General features: G+C 43.8%; 15 protein-coding genes. 3 read left to right on the top strand and 12 right to left on the bottom strand.

The features are described from left to right. The first annotated feature begins 584 nt into the window (after positions 1-584). Positions 585-1,031, top strand: a complete 447-nt coding sequence (locus ACFSR5_RS03895; RefSeq protein ID WP_380900918.1) for a nuclear transport factor 2 family protein — start codon at positions 585-587, stop codon at positions 1,029-1,031. A 49-nt stretch (positions 1,032-1,080) separates the two neighbouring features. Here ACFSR5_RS03895 and ACFSR5_RS03890 read toward each other — a convergent pair whose 3' ends face one another. Beyond that, positions 1,081-2,061 carry a Gfo/Idh/MocA family protein gene (locus ACFSR5_RS03890; RefSeq protein WP_380900916.1) on the bottom strand — a complete coding sequence of 327 codons (981 nt, stop codon included), beginning with the start codon at positions 2,059-2,061 and terminating at the stop codon, positions 1,081-1,083. Between the two features lie 150 nt (positions 2,062-2,211). Then, the gene (locus ACFSR5_RS03885; protein WP_380900914.1) at positions 2,212-2,643 is read right to left on the bottom strand and encodes a cold-shock protein; all 432 of its coding nucleotides are present in this window, start codon (positions 2,641-2,643) and stop codon (positions 2,212-2,214) included. Between the two features lie 225 nt (positions 2,644-2,868). Between ACFSR5_RS03885 and ACFSR5_RS03880 the strand changes: the two genes are divergently transcribed. Beyond that, positions 2,869-3,273, top strand: coding sequence for a putative signal transducing protein (locus ACFSR5_RS03880; protein ID WP_380900912.1), 405 nt, complete (start codon positions 2,869-2,871; stop codon positions 3,271-3,273). Positions 3,274-3,342: 69 nt separating this feature from the next. Here the strand turns inward: ACFSR5_RS03880 and ACFSR5_RS03875 are convergent, their stop codons facing one another. Both ACFSR5_RS03875 and ACFSR5_RS03870 read right to left on the bottom strand, forming a co-directional pair. Beyond that, positions 3,343-4,626, bottom strand: a complete 1,284-nt coding sequence (locus ACFSR5_RS03875; protein WP_380900910.1) for a Gfo/Idh/MocA family protein — start codon at positions 4,624-4,626, stop codon at positions 3,343-3,345. Positions 4,627-4,657: 31 nt separating this feature from the next. Then, entirely contained in the window at positions 4,658-5,875 is a 1,218-nt protein-coding gene (locus ACFSR5_RS03870; RefSeq protein WP_380900908.1) for a Gfo/Idh/MocA family protein, read from the bottom strand. 129 nt (positions 5,876-6,004) lie between these two features. On the opposite strand from ACFSR5_RS03870, the gene ACFSR5_RS03865 reads away from it, so the two are divergent. Beyond that, complete coding sequence (locus ACFSR5_RS03865) at positions 6,005-6,733, top strand: class I SAM-dependent methyltransferase (RefSeq protein ID WP_380900906.1); 729 nt, start codon at positions 6,005-6,007, stop codon at positions 6,731-6,733. A 396-nt stretch (positions 6,734-7,129) separates the two neighbouring features. On the opposite strand, the gene ACFSR5_RS03860 is transcribed toward ACFSR5_RS03865, so the two are convergent. The 8 genes from ACFSR5_RS03860 to fbaA all read right to left on the bottom strand — a co-directional run bounded on the left by ACFSR5_RS03860 (position 7,130) and on the right by fbaA (position 17,010). Then, entirely contained in the window at positions 7,130-9,424 is a 2,295-nt protein-coding gene (locus ACFSR5_RS03860; protein WP_380900904.1) for a GH92 family glycosyl hydrolase, read from the bottom strand. Positions 9,425-9,504: 80 nt separating this feature from the next. Next, positions 9,505-10,470 (bottom strand): NAD(P)H-quinone oxidoreductase, encoded by a 966-nt coding sequence (locus tag ACFSR5_RS03855; RefSeq protein WP_380900902.1) that lies wholly within the window; start codon positions 10,468-10,470, stop codon positions 9,505-9,507. A 1-nt stretch (position 10,471) separates the two neighbouring features. Beyond that, positions 10,472-13,234, bottom strand: coding sequence for an outer membrane beta-barrel protein (locus ACFSR5_RS03850; RefSeq protein WP_380900900.1), 2,763 nt, complete (start codon positions 13,232-13,234; stop codon positions 10,472-10,474). 155 nt (positions 13,235-13,389) lie between these two features. Then, the gene (locus ACFSR5_RS03845) at positions 13,390-13,917 is read right to left on the bottom strand and encodes a ferritin (RefSeq protein WP_380900898.1); all 528 of its coding nucleotides are present in this window, start codon (positions 13,915-13,917) and stop codon (positions 13,390-13,392) included. Positions 13,918-14,089: 172 nt separating this feature from the next. Next, positions 14,090-14,449 carry a DUF6686 family protein gene (locus tag ACFSR5_RS03840; protein WP_380900896.1) on the bottom strand — a complete coding sequence of 120 codons (360 nt, stop codon included), beginning with the start codon at positions 14,447-14,449 and terminating at the stop codon, positions 14,090-14,092. Between the two features lie 106 nt (positions 14,450-14,555). Beyond that, on the bottom strand, positions 14,556-14,897 hold the full coding sequence (hpf, locus tag ACFSR5_RS03835; protein WP_380900894.1) for a ribosome hibernation-promoting factor, HPF/YfiA family: 342 nt from the start codon (positions 14,895-14,897) through the stop codon (positions 14,556-14,558). A gap of 14 nt (positions 14,898-14,911) precedes the next feature. Beyond that, entirely contained in the window at positions 14,912-15,796 is an 885-nt protein-coding gene (locus ACFSR5_RS03830) for a tyrosine-type recombinase/integrase (RefSeq protein ID WP_380900892.1), read from the bottom strand. Positions 15,797-15,930: 134 nt separating this feature from the next. Further along, positions 15,931-17,010 (bottom strand): class II fructose-bisphosphate aldolase, encoded by a 1,080-nt coding sequence (gene fbaA, locus ACFSR5_RS03825; protein WP_380900890.1) that lies wholly within the window; start codon positions 17,008-17,010, stop codon positions 15,931-15,933. Positions 17,011-17,375: the final 365 nt, after the last annotated feature.

Here is a 17,375-nt window from a genome sequence, read left to right as displayed (position 1 = left end):
GATCGATCGCAGATAGCACGCCTATTAGGCTATTCGTTTTCTTCACGACGCTGGTTTTTATTTGGAACAGCTGTACCTCAAACAGTGACCGGAAGACATGGTATACAGGTTCGACACCCCATGCCGTCGATATAGCTCATTCATATGTCGTTTTGATTACGAGCGCAACGGTCTGATCCAACAGAAACCTGTCGACAGCACTTGGGTCCTCCCACGTTGGTGAATTGTTGGATCGCACAGAAAATGATCGCATCCGCCTCGATTTTGAAGACATCAACAGATACCATATAGGTGAAAATAGACGACGACGCCTATCTGGTCCCACACATGGACTCAGCCACCGCTAACACATACTTAGCGGGTGCTACACGTTGACAGAAGCACGAGATGTATACGATATACATTTCCATTTCGAGGAAAGCGATCGTGCCACGTCTGGAACCTATACGCGTCATTATGTTGATGAAAAACGAATGCACATACACACTGATTCCTCCGTGGCTAATTGATTAAATAGTCAGATAACTTGGAAGAGTGCGCCATAGTTGGTAAATTCACCAAACATATAAAAATTATAAAACCGTATGTCCTATAAAAAAACAGCAATGATGATCATGACATTAATCGTCACGACCGCACTCTCTACCGTATCCGCACAAGAAAAAGAGTCTGCCGCCGTTAAAAGCGCAACCGACAAACTCATTCAAGCCATGCTCAAACCTGAACAGTCTGTTTTGAACGCGCTCGTTACCGACAATTTAACATACGGGCATTCGAGTGGAAAAATTGAAACGAAAAAAGAATTTGTAGAAACGCTGGTCACCGGAAAATCGGTATTTGAAAACATACAGCGTGTCGATGAAACGATAAGTGTCGTCGATCATACCGCAATTGTACGGCACACGTTACTCGCAAAGACCAATGATCCGGGCAAAGGCCCTTCCGAAATAAAGCTCGGCATCGCTTTGACATGGGTAAAAACCCACGGTTCCTGGAAACTATTGGCCAGACAAGCCTATAGATTACCCTAACCGAAATGCGCTGCGTTTTCGCCTATGGATGAAAACGCGGAGCACTTTTTCATCCTTTTTGAAGAATCCGATCCAATACCATAGCTGTCCGCGCAGCACTTTCTCCAGTTGACGGGCAAACGCCCTTTTCGGTCAATTCGTCTACGATGGTTTCAATGAGTGCTTGCTGTATGTGCATTGGCCGCTTCATTTTATATTCCTCCGTGTTTTCTTTCGTGATCAATCGGATAGGGCTAAAGTCAAATGTGCTAAAAATTAATTCTCCCGCGGTTCCTATTATCCTGACCGCATCGTGTGCTTGTTGTTCCCCGTTGGAGAAGGACCACATCCCATTGCCGAGCACGCCGGATGTATGTTGCCAGCAAGCAGTAACACAATCCGCCACTTCGTAATGACCCGCTCGGTTTGTCGAGAACCCGCATGCGCCCTGAATCGGCCCCAACACGTAATCCAATATGTCCAACGTATGCGGCGCCATATCTACAAAATATCCGTCACCGCCAACACGTTTATCAATGCGCCATGTGTGGAGCGCCGGATCCAAATCTGAAGGCAATGGTGGACGCGTCAATCGTACCGACACGGTTAAGATGGTTCCCAGCACCTGTTCATCCAACAATTTCTTTACCTGCACAAAGTATGGCAATGCCCGTCGATAAAAAGCGACATATAATCGTCTATTCGATGCTGTTGCGATACGATTCATCTCTTCCGCTTCTGCAGCAGTAAGAGCCATGGGCTTTTCAACGTACACGTGCTTTCCGGCTTCCATAGCGCGTATCGCATAGGACCTATGTGTACTTGGTGGGGTCGCCACATAAACAATATCGATCTCTTTGTCTGTCAATAGCTCATCGACCGTTTTATAAACCCTAGGTACACCGTGCCGCTCCGCATAATCCTTGGCTCGTTCCCATGTTCTCGACGTAACCGCCAACAAACTGGAATTCATCGTTTTATAGAATGCCGGACCGCTCTTCATCTCCGTCACGTCGCCTACGCCAATCATCCCCCATCTTACTTGCTTCATCCGTTGTAGATTTTATCGTTTGATGCTAAATATAGGGAAGTTCGGCAGGCTTTGCAAATTCCAGCTGAACCATCACCCGCAATGAATCGCACCCAAACAAAAAAGCGGACCAATAAATTGCGTCCGCCTTTGTTATGAAATATTAAACAATTACACATTAATAAATACCTCAGAGATTTGGTCACCCTGTTTGGTACGAATGGATTTATATTTTACTTGCTGATCGATCTGTAGCGTCTTTCCTGCAAGTTTATCATTAAAATACACAGTCTGCTTCGTGATATTATTACGAATAAAACCATAGTGTCCCTCCGTATTGTAATACGAAACTTTACCATATTCGTATTCATCCTCTCCTGCTGAGGGTGGTAATAAGTCTTCTTCCTTGAATTGATACTTACGTTCCGGCGGGGTGTTGGATAAATTTCCAAATTCGTCGACGTAAACAAACATTTCTTCCAATGTTTTTCCTTTGTTGTTGTCGACTTTGTGAAGCTCTCTTTTCTCTTGCTTCTGCTGTTTTTTCAGTTGTTTCTTCTTTACGCGTTCTTTTTTGTTAAATGTAATCTGGCTTTTTCCCATTCAGTGATTTTAAAAGTTAAAAATAAAAAGGTAAAATATGTCTTTAAGAGACGGATTTTAGATCTTTTAAAGAAAAGATAAAAGGCGGTATCCTAAGGTATATGTCCAAATATACGACTTTCTTGTTACATATCCAAATAGTATCGCCTGCAAAGTGCGTTCAACGACTATTGTTCCGTAGCACAAAACTATTTATCTTTAAGCATTGAAAAACAGAAAACGAACATGATTACCTTAAAAACCTTCGATAATCCCGTAGATGCGCATCTACTCAAAACGAGATTGGAATGCGAAGGCATATCGAGTTGTGTTTTCCACGAACCGGGTCAGGCGTTGAACCCTTTACTTCCGTTGTCGCCACATAGTTATCGGTTAGACGTCGGAGCCGACGATTTGGCCCGAGCACAGGAAGTTCTGCTTGAATTAGACCATCATATACCCGCATACGCCTCTTTCGAAGACGTCGTATGTCCGCATTGTCGATCGGAGAAAATCGACAGGCTAGGTAGCCGGCAAAAAGGCACACGCGCTTTGCTCCTCTCCCTATTTTCGTTGTCCACAATGTCCCTTCCGATGGTGTTTGAAAATCGGTACTATTGCAACACCTGCAACCGGGCGTTCGAAGCGTAGCGTATTATTCGCTTAATTTGTACTTCAGGCAATCCACACAATATTAATACCGCAAAACAGTTGCCGCTTCTAGACAACCGGTAACTGATAACCATTATGGTAAGTGGCAGCTAAAAATCGATTGGCTTGTCCATCGGTAAACTCCCGTTTCGTTTTGTCCCAGTAGAGTTTCTTTCCCGTACGATAGGCTACATTCCCCATTTGGGAAAAAATGGCAATGTGCGCACCCGCTTCTATCGGTGCATGCAGAAGTGCCTGATCCTGATGTTGGATAGCTTCCACAAAGTTTAACATATGTTTTTCTAAGCCGTTATCTTGCGATTTTTGCATCGGGACGGCTTCCATACGATCCTTTTCCGGGATCACCTCCCATCCTTGTCTATTCAATACCAACGTTCCGTTATTACCGATAAAAGAAACACCATGATTGCGGTTGTAGGGCCCTATATCGATCCCGTTTGCATGTTCCCATTGAATATTAAAGTCATCAAATTCAAATACCGTGGTCAAGGTATCTGGTGTCTCCGCCGCGTCGTCGGGATATGCAAATTTGCCTCCTGCGGCCATCACGGATTTTGGATCAGACACCTGCATTCCGAGCAACGCATAGTCTAACATATGTACCCCCCAATCCGTCATCAATCCACCTGCATAGTCCCAAAACCATCGAAACTCGAAATGAAAGCGGTTTGGATTGAACGGTCTCTTTTTCGCCGGGCCTAACCATCGATCGTAATGAACACCGACGGGTACAGGCTCGTCCACTTTCACGGGAATACTCTTCATCCATCCTTGATAGGCCCACGCCTTTACAAGCCTGATTTTTCCAAGTTTACCGGAATGCACGAATGCGATAGCATCCCGAAAATGCTGCTGACTGCGCTGCCATTGTCCAACCTGTACAATCCGATTATATTTCTTTGCCGCTGCGACCATGATCTCACACTCCCGAATAGAATTTCCGATAGGCTTTTCCACATATACATGTTTACCGGCCTTGACAGCGTCTGTCATTTGCAAGCAATGCCAATGATCCGGTGTTGCAATGATAACGGCGTCCACCGTATCGCCTACCAGCAGTTCTTTATGATCGACAAAGCGTCTAACCTGGATATTTTTTGCACCTAATTCTGCGATACGTTTGTCCAATATGCGTTCGTCTACATCACATAATGCAGTACATACCACATTGGGTATTTTCAGTAATGCGTTCAGGTTTGACCACCCCATTCCATTCACCCCGATTAGTCCGACCTTAATGGGACCAGCCCATGCTGAAAAACCTTTTGTCGGAAACAAGAAACCGGTTGCAGCCAGCGCAGCGGCACTACGGATAAAATCTTTTCTTTTCATAGTATATTATAAGTAACAGAGATACTACAATTTATATTTTTGGCAATATATAGCCATTGTGGTAAGATGCAGGGAGATAGGTATTAGCCTGATTTTCCGAAAAACGACCGAGTACTTCATCCCAGGTGAGGCGCTCACCCGTCCGATAAGCAATGTTAGCCATATGCGAAAGCTTCGCGATATGTGCTGCTGCGTCGACCGGTGCCCGTAATATCGTAGGATCCTGCTTCTGGACAGCATCCACAAAATTCACCATGTGCAGGTCTAATCCCACATCTGCTTTTTTCTGCAGCGGAACCGCCTCCATGCGGCCTTTCTCCGGAAAGACTTCCCATCCACCACGGTCTAAAACCAACGTCCCATTATTTCCAATAAAAGCGATGCCGTGCTCACGTCCATATGGGCCATTGCTGATACTCGTAGCGTGTTCCCAAATGATATTAAAACCGTCAAATTCGTAAACCGCTGTCAACGTGTCGGGCGTGTCGCCAGCGTCGTCGGGATACGCAAACTTTCCCCCCATAGCCATAACAGACTTTGGCGAAGATACCTGCATACCGATTAAAGCATAATCTAAAAGATGTACGCCCCAGTCCGTCATCAAGCCCCCTGCGTAATCCCAAAACCAGCGAAAATCATAATGAAACCGGTTCGGATTAAATGGTTTACGTTCGGCCGGCCCTTGCCAAGACAGATAATCTACGCCAGGGGGAACCTCAGCGTTTGGCTTTGAAGGCACCCGTTTCTTCCAGCCTAGATATGCCCATGCCTTTACTGTCCTGATTTTGCCGAGCTTACCACTCTGTACAAATGCCGTTGCCTCTTGGAAGTGCCGCTGGCTGCGCTGCCACTGACCCACCTGCACTATACGCCTATATTTTTGCTGAGCGGCCACAAGCACATCACACTCCACCATGGAGTTCGCCAATGGTTTTTCCACATAAACATCTTTCCCAGCTTCCATCGCGTCAACAGCCTGCAGACAGTGCCAATGATCCGGCGTTGCGATAATCACTACATCAACCGCTTTATCTCCTAACAGCTCTTTATAATTTTTGTACAAACGGGGGCGAAACCCTTGTTCACGCAACTCCCCCGCACGTTGATCCAACACGCTGTCATCAATATCACAGATCGCCGTACATCGAACACCCGGAACCTTTAAGATCGCTTGGAGATTGCTCCACCCCATTCCCTTAATCCCAATAGCACCGACGCGGATCTCCTTCGAAAAATTAGATAAAATCATCAAATACTGGTTTGTCGATTAGTGTACAGCAATATACATAAATCATCCAACAATGGAAACAATGTTTTCCTGAATCACCTGATTGTTACGATTATCGGCAGTATGGTATACCGGAAATTTTGCAAAACTTTGCCAAAATTTTATAACAATGCCCGTGACCATTTGTTGATATTCGTACAGCCAACAACAGATATACCCATGGCAACGGAAGAGGAATTAAAAACAATAGCACAACAATTGGCGCTACCTACCGGCTCAAAAGGCTTAGAAATAGCCCGCATGATGGAAACCACTAACGCCAACATGACCGCACAAGCCCTAGACGCATTAGATATGGCCGCTGGTCAACACGTCGTAGAGATCGGCCATGGCAACGCAAGTCATCTAGCCGGTCTTTTACAACGTCATCCGGAGATCCGTTATACCGGATTGGAAACCTCGGTACTGATGCAAACTGAAGCAATTAATCGCAATCGGGAGGCTGTATCTAATGGTCGCGCTAAATTTTTCGTATACAATGGAATTACCTTGCCCGACGACCTCAAAGAAGTTGATCGTATCGTCACGGTCAACTGCATCTACTTCTGGCCAGACCCGGCGGACTTTATCAACCAATTGGCCACAAGGCTGCTTCCCAAAGGCCGATTGATCATCACCTTTGCTACGAAACAATTTATGGAACAACTTCCATTCACCGGTTACGGATTTCGATTGTATGAAGAAGCAGATTTGCTCCATCTGACAAATCCGACGAACCTTCGACATATGCAGACACTGCATGCCGCGGAGCAGGTACGTAGCAAAGCCGGACAACAGGTTGAGCGAAAATTCAGCACCATGGTTTGGGAAAAAAGATAGCTGTCAGCCGACCGTTCAACAAAGCTTTAACGAATCAACTGATCTTCCAGAGACCGCAAATTTAGCGCGCGGAATCATCGAAATTATCTCCGACCGACCGTATACGCTCAAAGGCATTCAGGCTTCATTGGCCACAGACGTACATGAAATCGTCCGATTGGACGCCTGATCCCAGCAGGTAGAAAAAACGTCAACGATTCAACAATTGAACAATACATCTATATTCGGAGCCGGTATTCTTTGTCCCAGCGTCGGTATTGATGCCACCGATAATCGCCGCCAGGAGTCTCAGTTCCCAGTCGGTCATTGATCGACACATTGAAACTTAATCAAACATATCTGTAGACAACCTTCGGATTACCGAACAAAATAGGGAGCTCATTGGCTCCCTATTTGTTACTGATCGTCTTTGCTCAACGAAAACGGTAAGTCTGTTTTGTTCGTTCCTCGACTCTTATTGGGCTCGCTCCGCATATCAAAGGATAACGTTGCTCCCTTCACCAATTCGCTGTGTTTGATATAATTTTTCGGGTAGGTTTTGCCATTCCACTTTAGGGCATGGATAAACCGGTTTTCTGTAGAATTATCTGGCGCTTGTATACGGATCTGTTTACCGTTAGATAAATGTAAAACAGCTTTCTTGAACAATGGCGTGCCCAGCACATATTCGTCGGTCGCTGGTGTCACCGGATAAAAGCCAAGTGCGGAAAACACGTACCACGCAGATGTTTGTCCATTATCTTCGTCTCCGCAATATCCGTCGGGAAGCGGGGAATACATACGCTTCATGGTTTCCCGTACCCAATACTGCGCTTTCCATGGAGCCCCCACATGATTGTATAAATAGATCATGTGTTGTATGGGTTGGTTTCCATGGGCATACTGTCCCATATTGGCAACCTGCATCTCGCGGATCTCGTGAATTGGAAAACCATAATAAGAGTCATCAAAAACCGGAGGTAAATTAAAGACCGAATCCAACTTAATTTCCATCGCTTGATGGCCACCCATCAATTTTGCCAAACCTTCTATATCTTGAAACACCGACCATGTATAATGCCAGCTATTCCCTTCTGTGAATGCATCACCCCATTTAAATGGATTAAATGGCGATTGAAACTGTCCATTCTTATTTTTTCCACGCATTAAGCCGGTGGACGGATCAAATAAGTTTCTATAGTTAAACGAACGTTCTTTATAAAATGCCAAATCTTCTTGCGGCTTATCCAACGATTTTGCCAACTGATAAATGGAAAAATCATCGTAGGCATATTCCAATGTCCTGGCCGCATTTTCGTTGATCTTCACATCGTACGGGACATACCCGAGCTCGTTGTAATAAGTAGCCCCCGCGCGTCCAACCGCTGTTAACGGCCCCGCATTATTTGCTCCATGTTTAACCGCTTCGTACAATGTTTCGATATCCTTCGACCGGATACCCTTAATCCACGCATCGGCTACTACGGAAGCCGAATTGTTGCCAACCATCACGTTTCGGAGTCCGGGACTAGCCCATTCAGGCAACCATCCGCTCTCGCGATAAGCGTTGGCTAATCCGTCCTGCATTTGCTCACTTATTTCTGGGTACATCAGGTTCAGAAACGGAAATAAACTCCGGAACGTATCCCAAAATCCAGTATCCGTAAACATATAACCCGGTAATACCTGACCATTATAGGGCGAATAGTGAACCACTTGGCCATTTGCGTCAATCTCGTAAAACATCCGTGGGAATAATAACGAGCGATATAAGCAGGAATAAAATGTACGCATATCGTCGATCGACCCACCTTCTATTTCTATTTTCTTGAGCTCTGTATTCCAAACATCTTCGCCTTTTGCCACACGCTGGTCGAAATCCGTTCCATCTAATTCTTTCAAGTTCAGCACTGCCTGTTCGGGCGAGATAAATGATGAAGCCACTTTTAGCAATACCTGATCCCCTGCATTAGCGATCTGGAAGCCAACCAACGCTCCCACATGCTCCGCCTTCACCATATAACGGCCATCTGTCAGGACAGAATCCGCAAAGGTAGAGACATTGGCAAATGGTCTATCGAATTCCAGTACGAAGTAGTTCTTAAAATTTTCGGGCACACCACCACTATTCTTGGTCGAGTAACCGATAATCTTTTGTTCTCTCGGGAGAACTTCCACATACGATCCCTTATCGAATGCGTCCAATAATACGTATGCCTCGTTTGTTTTAGGAAAGGTGAAACGAAAGTAAGCCGCGCGCTCCGTTGGTGTGATTTCCGTTTTGACATCGTAGTCCGCTAAGTATACACTGTAATAGTGCGGTTTGGCAATCTCTGCTTTATGCGAAAAATAACTGGCGCGCTTATCTTGATCGAATGTTCGTATACCTACCATTGGCATGATAGAAAACTGTCCGTAATCATTCATCCATGGCGAAGGCTGATGAGTTTGCTTGAAACCCCGCAACTTTTCGGCAGTGTACATATACATCCAACCGTCCCCCATTTTTCCGGTTTGCGGGCTCCAAAAATTCATACCCCAAGGCATGGCAATAGCAGGATAGGTATTACCAGTGGACAGAAAATAGGTAGACTGAGTTCCCACGAGGGTACTTACCAAATCAATCGGTTTTTCGACCTTATCGATCGTTTGGGCATGCCCAAACGCCAAGCTCCCGCTGATTAGTAGTGTTGTAAGAAATTTAAAATTCATATGCAGTATAGGCTTATCATATATTTTTTCTAAAGTACACAAAAGATATGATAAAACGATAGCTAAAAGTATTTAGCACATCAGTTAACTAGCACAATTTTACCAAAAACGTCTCCACTTTCCATCATGTGATGCGCTTGTGCTGCTTCCTCTAGCGGAATTTCTTTATATATCTGGGGCCGAAATGCCGTACCTACGATCGGCCACACGTGCCGCAGAACATCGCTGGTTAACCCTTGCTTGAACACAAGATCCCGAGCACGTAACGTACTGCCCGTAATAGAAATCCGCTTCTGCATCATTTTGACAATAGAAAGCGACACGTGTTGGCCTTTCATGGCATTGATATAGACCAAACGGCCATCGGGAGCCAACAGTTCGATATTCCGTTCGAAATAATCGCCACCGATACTATCCAGCACAACGTGAATTTTCTCCATTTTCAAAGCCTCGTAGAAATCGTTCGTCCGATAGTTAATGACTACATCGGCCCCCAGATGCCGACAGAACTCAGCTTTTTCTGCCGATCCCACCGTCGTGTAAACAGCCGCACCAAAAGCCTTGGCCAATTGAATGGCTGTACTTCCGATCCCTCCAGACCCTCCATGCACCAATAACCCTTCTCCTCCTTTTAATTTACCCCTGCGAAACACATTGTCCCAAACGGTATATACCGTCTCGGGTAAGGCGGCAGCTTCTGAAAATGACAAACCTGCGGGAACGGATAGACACATATCTTCATCTGCAGTGACACGTGTGGCATAACCGCCCCCCGCGACCAGACAGCACACCTTATCCCCTACTTTCCAACGTCGGACCTGGTCGCCAATTGAAACAACAATGCCGGCAACCTCCAGGCCGGGTATATCCGCCACAATACCGTCCGGTGCAGGATAATTACCTTTGCGCTGGAAAATATCTGGTCGGTTCACCCCCGCAGCCCGAACGTCAATCAGCACCTCCTTTGCTTTCGGAACAGGTGTCTGCCGCTCCTCGAGCTGCAGCACTTCGGGACTACCCGGTTGCGTAATTACTATTGCTTGCATCTTATTTCTTTTTTGGATATTTCTGCAATCGCATATTAAGCGTGACCATAAAGTAGCGGCCAAGCCGGTTATTTCTAGCCTCATACAAATCATTACCTATATACTCACTATAGGTACCCATATTCTTATTTTGATCCAACAAATCGAATCCCTGTAAGCGCAACAATGCTAACTTATTCGGCAAAAATGACACTTCTAAATACGCATTAATAATGGTGGGGTTGCTGTTCATGAAACTGCTTTCATATCCTGAATTGAAACGCTGCGACATTTCTGCGCCCAATGTGATGTAATCACTCACATATCCTTTCGTAGCGCCGCTTAACAACAAGCTGTGCGCCGTTATCTCCGTGCGATATGGCCACGTATAACTAGCGTTGTTTAGCATATAACTACCATTAAACATGGATTCGAAATAATCACTCCATGTGTACCGCAATTGAAGAGACTGCGCATAAACAAACTGCTTCGTCTTGTTTCGTTGGTCATTGATGTAGGACAGGTTATTGTAATAGTCGGCATTTCCGCTAAAATCCAATTGCAAACTCTCGTTTAGTAAAGGTGTATTAAACAAATAATACCATTTCAGGTCATAATACCCTTCTGCATTACGGAAGCTGGTCTCTTGTATCGTAGATCCCGCGATTGCTTTTTTATCGGAAACGATTTTATTCGCAACATAATTGTACGCAAAGTTTGTTTCAAAGTACTGACTGCGCGACGTGATAAACTTTCGTAAGGTCGTATTGATACGGTTGGAAAACTCTGCTTTGAGTTCCGGATTTCCGACGATGATATTTTGTGAATTGCTGTTATCGCGGACAGGAATAATATGTAAAAAGTTGGGCTGGTTATTCTTACCGATATAGTCAATACTCCAATCTAGTGCATCATTCAAGCGCCATTTGAATCCCGCTGTAGGCACGAGATTTACGTTTGCATACCGGTAAGTCATATCTTCCCGGGGCAAATAGCCCGTTAACGTTATGGGTTGCACAGCAAATCCAATATTGGTGCGGAATTGCTTATTCGGAATATATTGATAATTCAAGCCTGCACGGCTGCTGTTAAACCGATAATTGTAGTCTACGCCTAATGAATCGACATAATAGAAGCCATCAAATTCCGCGCTTTTCAATTTATCTTCGACTAAACGCTTAACCGTCATGTCCGTCAGTTCATACTCGTAACGTAACTCCAACAAGCTATAATTGGAAAATGGTTCGACAAACGATACAGCTGCTTTCACGCCGTCCGTCCCATTGCGTTGTTGAATAAAATATTGTTGGTCAAACCTCGTCAACGTTGGCGTACTCATGGCCGAATCAATGGATGTATAGCTATCCAGTACATCTTCCAGTTTTCGTTGTTCATTAAAATTTAGGGAAGCCGTCGCCAACAACTTCCTTCCGGGTTTTCGAAAGGCCTTCGAATACAATATGTTGACGTCCAAATTCGGATTGCGCTGATAGGAGGTATCTTTGTAAGTTCCAAAATTCGTGATCTGTTTGTTGTTAATCTGTCGTATTTTATTATTGCCAAAATATACCCGATCGTACGAAAAAACCGGCTTCACTTCCAACACATCCTTATTTTTAAACTGATGCTTGAATTCAGCGGTGAGCCGATGAAAATGATCGTCGTTTGTCGTCTGGTACTCTTCGCTATTGGATATTTGATCCTTCACATAAGTAGAGCGCAAAATGGAATTACCCCAGGTGACATTATCCTTCCTCGTGAAGCTATAACTGGCGCTAAATTGTGTATTCTCCGCGAGGTTGTCCGAAAAATTAAAACCGATCGATTTAATCGTATTCTCTCCGTCGGTTGGGTCTACAAAGTCTGTTGCATCAAACAAAGATTTTTCGCGTTCGCCCACACCACTTGGTGATCCAAAAGAGAACAAGCTCGTATTTGTATTGTTGATGGAGCCTACAACGGAAAATTCCTGACCATCATTGAAACGGTTTATGCCCACACTCCCGATAAAACGTTCTCTCGTACCGGCTCCCGCGGTCAATTGTCCAAACGAGATCCGTTTACTATCCTCCCGCAAAACGATATTGATAATCTTCTCAGGCTCTTCCGTGCTCAATTCTTTGCCTGTCGGATAGTCGCCATAATAGTTTATGATCTGTATTTTGTTGATAAAGTCAGCCGGTAAATTTCTCGTGGCCGTGAGCACATCTCCGCCAAAGAATTTTTTACCGTCCACCTGTACCGACGATATCGCTTTGCCATGTGCATACACGGTACCGTCGCGAGATACGTGTATACCGGGTAGTTGTTTCAGCGCTTCTTCCAGCAAGGAGTTTTTCCGAAAGGTAAATGCGTCCATGTTATACTGTATCGTATCTTCTCCGTACACAACGGGGATAGTCTTCACAATATATACACCGTCAATCAGTGAAGCTTGCCGCGTAAGTGTCACATTTGGCATGACCACAAAAGAGGATCGTTCATAGGATGGGATACTCTTATTGACGATCTGAAAACCGAGCATACTGTAGGATATTCGGATATTCGATCCACGCACGCCTTTAAATGTATAGAATCCAGCACCAGAACTGGTTGTGGTTAGCGTGTCTAAGGTACTCGTCAAGCGGACTGTTACATCACTCAGACGCGTATCTGCTGTATCCAAAACATAGCCCTGTATTTGTTTCACTACAGTTTGCGGCGTTTGTGCATATGTCCGTAACGGACATAGGACAACAAAACTGACCAACGTGACCAAATATATGAGGTGCTTAAAATACTTCACAAAAACTGATGTTTCGCTCGTTTGTGATCAATATACGAAAAAATTGAATTTCAATAAAAGTTTATATAAGAACGTTAAACAGGTGATATTTTGTATAAACAAAAACGGGTTATTTCTTTAGAAACAACCCGTTTTTGAAAACGTTTCAAAAATTATTACTCACCGTCGAACGTCACCTTCACCAAATGTTTGTCAATTTCCCAACGGCCAGTCCCCTCTTCACCGATCACATCGAATAATTCCAGGATTCTCCGTGCCACATATTCTTCCTCCACTTGCTCTTCCAAGAACCATTGCACAAAATTAAACGTTACGTAGTCCTTGGCTTTCATACATCTATCCGCAATCGTGTTAAACTGCTCTGTCACGAACATCTCTTGCTCTAGCGTTTGTTCGAACACGCCGCGAAATGATTCAAAATCAACCGGAATATTGGTAATTTCCGGAGAAACTGCTCTACCACCCCGGTTGTTGATGTAGTTAAATAATTTCAACATATGCTCCCGCTCTTCATCTGCTTGCTTAGCGAAAAATTTAGAGGAATTATCCAACCCCTGATCGTCACACCAAGATGACATAGCGAGATAGAGAGCGGAAGAATGCGCCTCCACTTTAACTTGTGCATTTAATATATTTTCGATTTCTTCTGATAAAGAAGATTTTAATTTCAACAGATCTTTCATATCACTCGTATTTATATTTTCTACTATATTAACAATGTAATCCCGACATTGTTTGATACAAAGATACGGCCGAATTGGCGGATATGAATAAAAAAAATACAATACAAATTAAGTCTAAATTACGGGATCATCGACTTAACTTGTTTAGAATCAGAACAATTAAAGGGAAGAATTAAGCCAATACAGCATCTCTCCGCAGCATCTTTTTAATTTCACTGTTGAGCTCGATCATAAACTTAGCTCCTGCTAATATATCACGCAATTGGAGCACGTCCTGAACAGAAAGAAGAAAGCACCGCTCCGTGCGGAACGGCATAACGATCTCAAAATCAGCTGAGCGAGAACTATCATCCAACATGGAAGCGATGTCAATCGCATCAATTCGTCTTTTAAACTGAAAGAAGTCCGATATTTTGAAAGACGTTGTGGTCTGTTGAAACTCCAACCAATAACAATTCTTACGGCTACATTGATATACCGCGCCATTAGCGCCTTTATATACTTCTTCTACGTTTGCTAAAGGACAAATCATCGTTGCTCACCAATTTTTATGGAGCAAATATATAGGTTATTCAGATTCAATCCAAATAAAAAAGCTGATTTTCCAATCAGCTTTTCTATTTCGTATGTAGTACCGTTTAAAATTCTTCTTCCGTGCTCAACAATTCTTTATGGTTGCTTCCGTTGGCACGGTTTTTTGTTTTATGTTTATTGATCTGCCGTCTAATTGATTCTACTGCGACGTCCGTCGCCTCTTCAAAACTTTTCGCCTGTGCCTTCGCAAACAGCTGGTTGCCCGGGATGTTCATTTTGAGCTCCACTATCTTATTGGCTTCATCGTCTACATTCTCTAACCGTAAATAACATACCCCTTCGATAATGTTATCTAAGAATTGTTCCAGTTTTGCTGTTTTTCTTTTGATAAAGTCAACCAATTTTTGATCTGCATCAAACTTGATAGATTGCACCGTAATGTTCATTTTTCCTCCTTTTTTTAAGCCTTTGGATGGGCTTGTTTATAAATTGATTTCAACCTCTCCACAGAGTTGTGTGTGTAGACTTGTGTCGCCGCTAAGCCTGCGTGTCCAAGAAGTTCCTTGATCGCATTCAGATCTGCTCCATTGTTCAACAGCGCAGTCGCAAAGGTGTGCCTTAGTACATGCGGACTACGCTTCTTTTGGGATGTGATTTGTCCCAAATAATTCTGCACAATTTCGTACACCAATTTCGGATAGGCTCGTTTTCCTTCTTTAGTAACGATTAAGTGGTTCGATTTGTTTGGTAACTCCTTCGCATATTTTAATTGCAAATATCGTTTCATGTTTTCCACCAATGTTTGATGAATAGGTACAAATCGTTCTTTCCCGCGTTTACCAAAGATCAGGATCTTTCTATTGTAGATATCGATGTCTTTCTCTTGAATAGCTAATAATTCAGCCAAACGAATGCCCGTTCCAAACAATAGCTCCAAGATGATCAAATCGCGCACCTCCTCAAAATTATTCGGATCGGAACAACCTTTATCCAATAAAGCGACCATCTTCTCCTGTTCAACGACAACGGGCAGTTTCTTAGGTGTTTTCAGCGCATGGACAAGCAGCATAGGGCTTGTAGTCAACAGACCTTCCCTGCATAAAAATTTGTAAAAAGAACGTAATGAAGATATAGATCGATTGATACTGGAAGCTTGTTTACCGCTGTCCTTCATAGTCGCGAGATAATACCGGACGAAACGGTGATCCACGTCTTCAAACGTCCTATTTTCGAGTTCGATGAAGCTCAGGAAATTATCGATTTCCAACGCATAAGCGTGGATCGTATGGGGAGAATAACGTTTTTCAAACTTCAAAAAATTTAAAAATCTTTCCTTCATCATCATCTATAGCCTTCTGTTATAAAAGTAGCAAAAAGACGGACATAAACAAATTTAATTTCATCAATATTTGTTAAAGAAACGACATAAAAAAAACGGAACAATCATGTTCCGTTTTTTTATGTCGTGGATAGGACCCGTTATAATTTACTATTCACATCGATCGCATTCAATTCGCTAAACGCTTGTTTCAAACGTTCTACAAAGGCTTCTTCCCCTTTGCGCAACCACACGCGCGGATCGTAATATTTTTTATTAGGCGAATCTGTCCCTTCCGGATTTCCGATCTGTCCCTGTAAGTAATCATGATTTTTAGCCTCGTAGGCACGTATTCCATCCCAGAACGCCCATTGCATATCGGTATCGATGTTCATTTTGATCGCGCCGTATGATATCGCCTCGGCAATCTCTTCCGGAGTCGATCCTGATCCGCCATGAAACACGAAATTAACTGGCTTTTCTGCGGTCAATGCAAATTTCTCACGGATATATTCTTGTGAGTTATGCAAAATAACAGGTTGTAACTTCACATTCCCTGGTTTATATACCCCATGTACATTTCCAAACGCCGCGGCTACCGTAAATTTATCGGAAACCTTCGAAAGCTCTTCATATGCGTATGCTACTTCCTCCGGTTGCGTGTATAATTTTGAACTATCTACATCGGAATTATCTACACCGTCTTCTTCGCCTCCTGTTACACCAAGTTCGATCTCTACCGTCATTCCTAGCGGCTTCATGCGTTGTAAATATTTCTTTGATATCTCGATGTTTTCTTCGATAGGCTCTTCCGACAAATCCAACATATGAGAAGAGAATAAAGGTTTACCGTGCTGTGCAAAGAATTTCTCCCCAGCATCCAACAGCCCGTCAATCCAAGGCAATAATTTTTTTGCAGCATGGTCTGTATGCAAAATGACAGCCACACCATAGTGTTCAGCCAACAAATGCACATGTTGTGCGGCTGAAATGCCCCCCAAAATACAGGCTTTTAATCCGTCGTTATTTAACGTTTTCCCTGCGTAAAACTGTGCGCCACCATTTGACAACTGAATGATAACGGGCGAATTGACAGCTTTCGCTGTTTCCAGCACCGCGTTAATAGAATTCGTTCCGATCACATTGACCGCAGGTAGGGCGAATTTATGTGTTTTAGCAATCTCGAAAAGCTCTTGAACTTGATCTCCTGTCAAAACACCTTTAAAATCTTTTAGGCTCATATGTTTTGTCTTATTATGTATAATATGTCACTAAAGGTACAGTTTTTTTTTCATACCGAACAAGACTTAGTGTAAAAAATACACCCAAAATTACTACTAAGGGTATGGTGATATCTCCCGCTCTGCCTTTGTCGGCATGACCTTTTATGCATCTTCCAGAAAGAATAGATGCCCCATCCGGCAACGGCCGACAAAAACACTTCCTTCTCACCGTCGTTCTGCCGCGTGCCTCGATAGGGCGTTCTTTTTCCATGCTCTTAACCTTGCATCCATCACGTCGTATCCCTCAAATCATTAAAGATAGTATAAGACAGTATAAGGCAAGTTGTGTGTTGTTCGACTGCTCTTCGACTGTTGTTCGAGAG

The sequence above is a fragment of the Sphingobacterium suaedae genome, from assembly GCF_042684625.1.
GTDB lineage: Bacteria > Bacteroidota > Bacteroidia > Sphingobacteriales > Sphingobacteriaceae > Sphingobacterium > Sphingobacterium suaedae.
Note: the sequence above shows the minus strand (reverse complement) of the source record. Positions and strands in the feature narration are given on the sequence as shown.

Bases quoted from the DNA above. Each gene is read 5' to 3' on its own strand.
- ACFSR5_RS03895 (WP_380900918.1), top strand. From the start codon at position 585: ATGTCCTATAAAAAAACAGCAATGATGATCATGACATTAATCGTCACG.
- ACFSR5_RS03890 (WP_380900916.1), bottom strand. From the start codon at position 2,061: ATGAAGCAAGTAAGATGGGGGATGATTGGCGTAGGCGACGTGACGGAG.
- ACFSR5_RS03885 (WP_380900914.1), bottom strand. From the start codon at position 2,643: ATGGGAAAAAGCCAGATTACATTTAACAAAAAAGAACGCGTAAAGAAG.
- ACFSR5_RS03880 (WP_380900912.1), top strand. From the start codon at position 2,869: ATGATTACCTTAAAAACCTTCGATAATCCCGTAGATGCGCATCTACTC.
- ACFSR5_RS03875 (WP_380900910.1), bottom strand. From the start codon at position 4,626: ATGAAAAGAAAAGATTTTATCCGTAGTGCCGCTGCGCTGGCTGCAACC.
- ACFSR5_RS03870 (WP_380900908.1), bottom strand. From the start codon at position 5,875: ATGATTTTATCTAATTTTTCGAAGGAGATCCGCGTCGGTGCTATTGGG.
- ACFSR5_RS03860 (WP_380900904.1), bottom strand. From the start codon at position 9,424: ATGAATTTTAAATTTCTTACAACACTACTAATCAGCGGGAGCTTGGCG.
- ACFSR5_RS03855 (WP_380900902.1), bottom strand. From the start codon at position 10,470: ATGCAAGCAATAGTAATTACGCAACCGGGTAGTCCCGAAGTGCTGCAG.
- ACFSR5_RS03845 (WP_380900898.1), bottom strand. From the start codon at position 13,917: ATGAAAGATCTGTTGAAATTAAAATCTTCTTTATCAGAAGAAATCGAA.
- ACFSR5_RS03840 (WP_380900896.1), bottom strand. From the start codon at position 14,449: ATGATTTGTCCTTTAGCAAACGTAGAAGAAGTATATAAAGGCGCTAAT.
- hpf (WP_380900894.1), bottom strand. From the start codon at position 14,897: ATGAACATTACGGTGCAATCTATCAAGTTTGATGCAGATCAAAAATTG.
- ACFSR5_RS03830 (WP_380900892.1), bottom strand. From the start codon at position 15,796: ATGATGATGAAGGAAAGATTTTTAAATTTTTTGAAGTTTGAAAAACGT.
- fbaA (WP_380900890.1), bottom strand. From the start codon at position 17,010: ATGAGCCTAAAAGATTTTAAAGGTGTTTTGACAGGAGATCAAGTTCAA.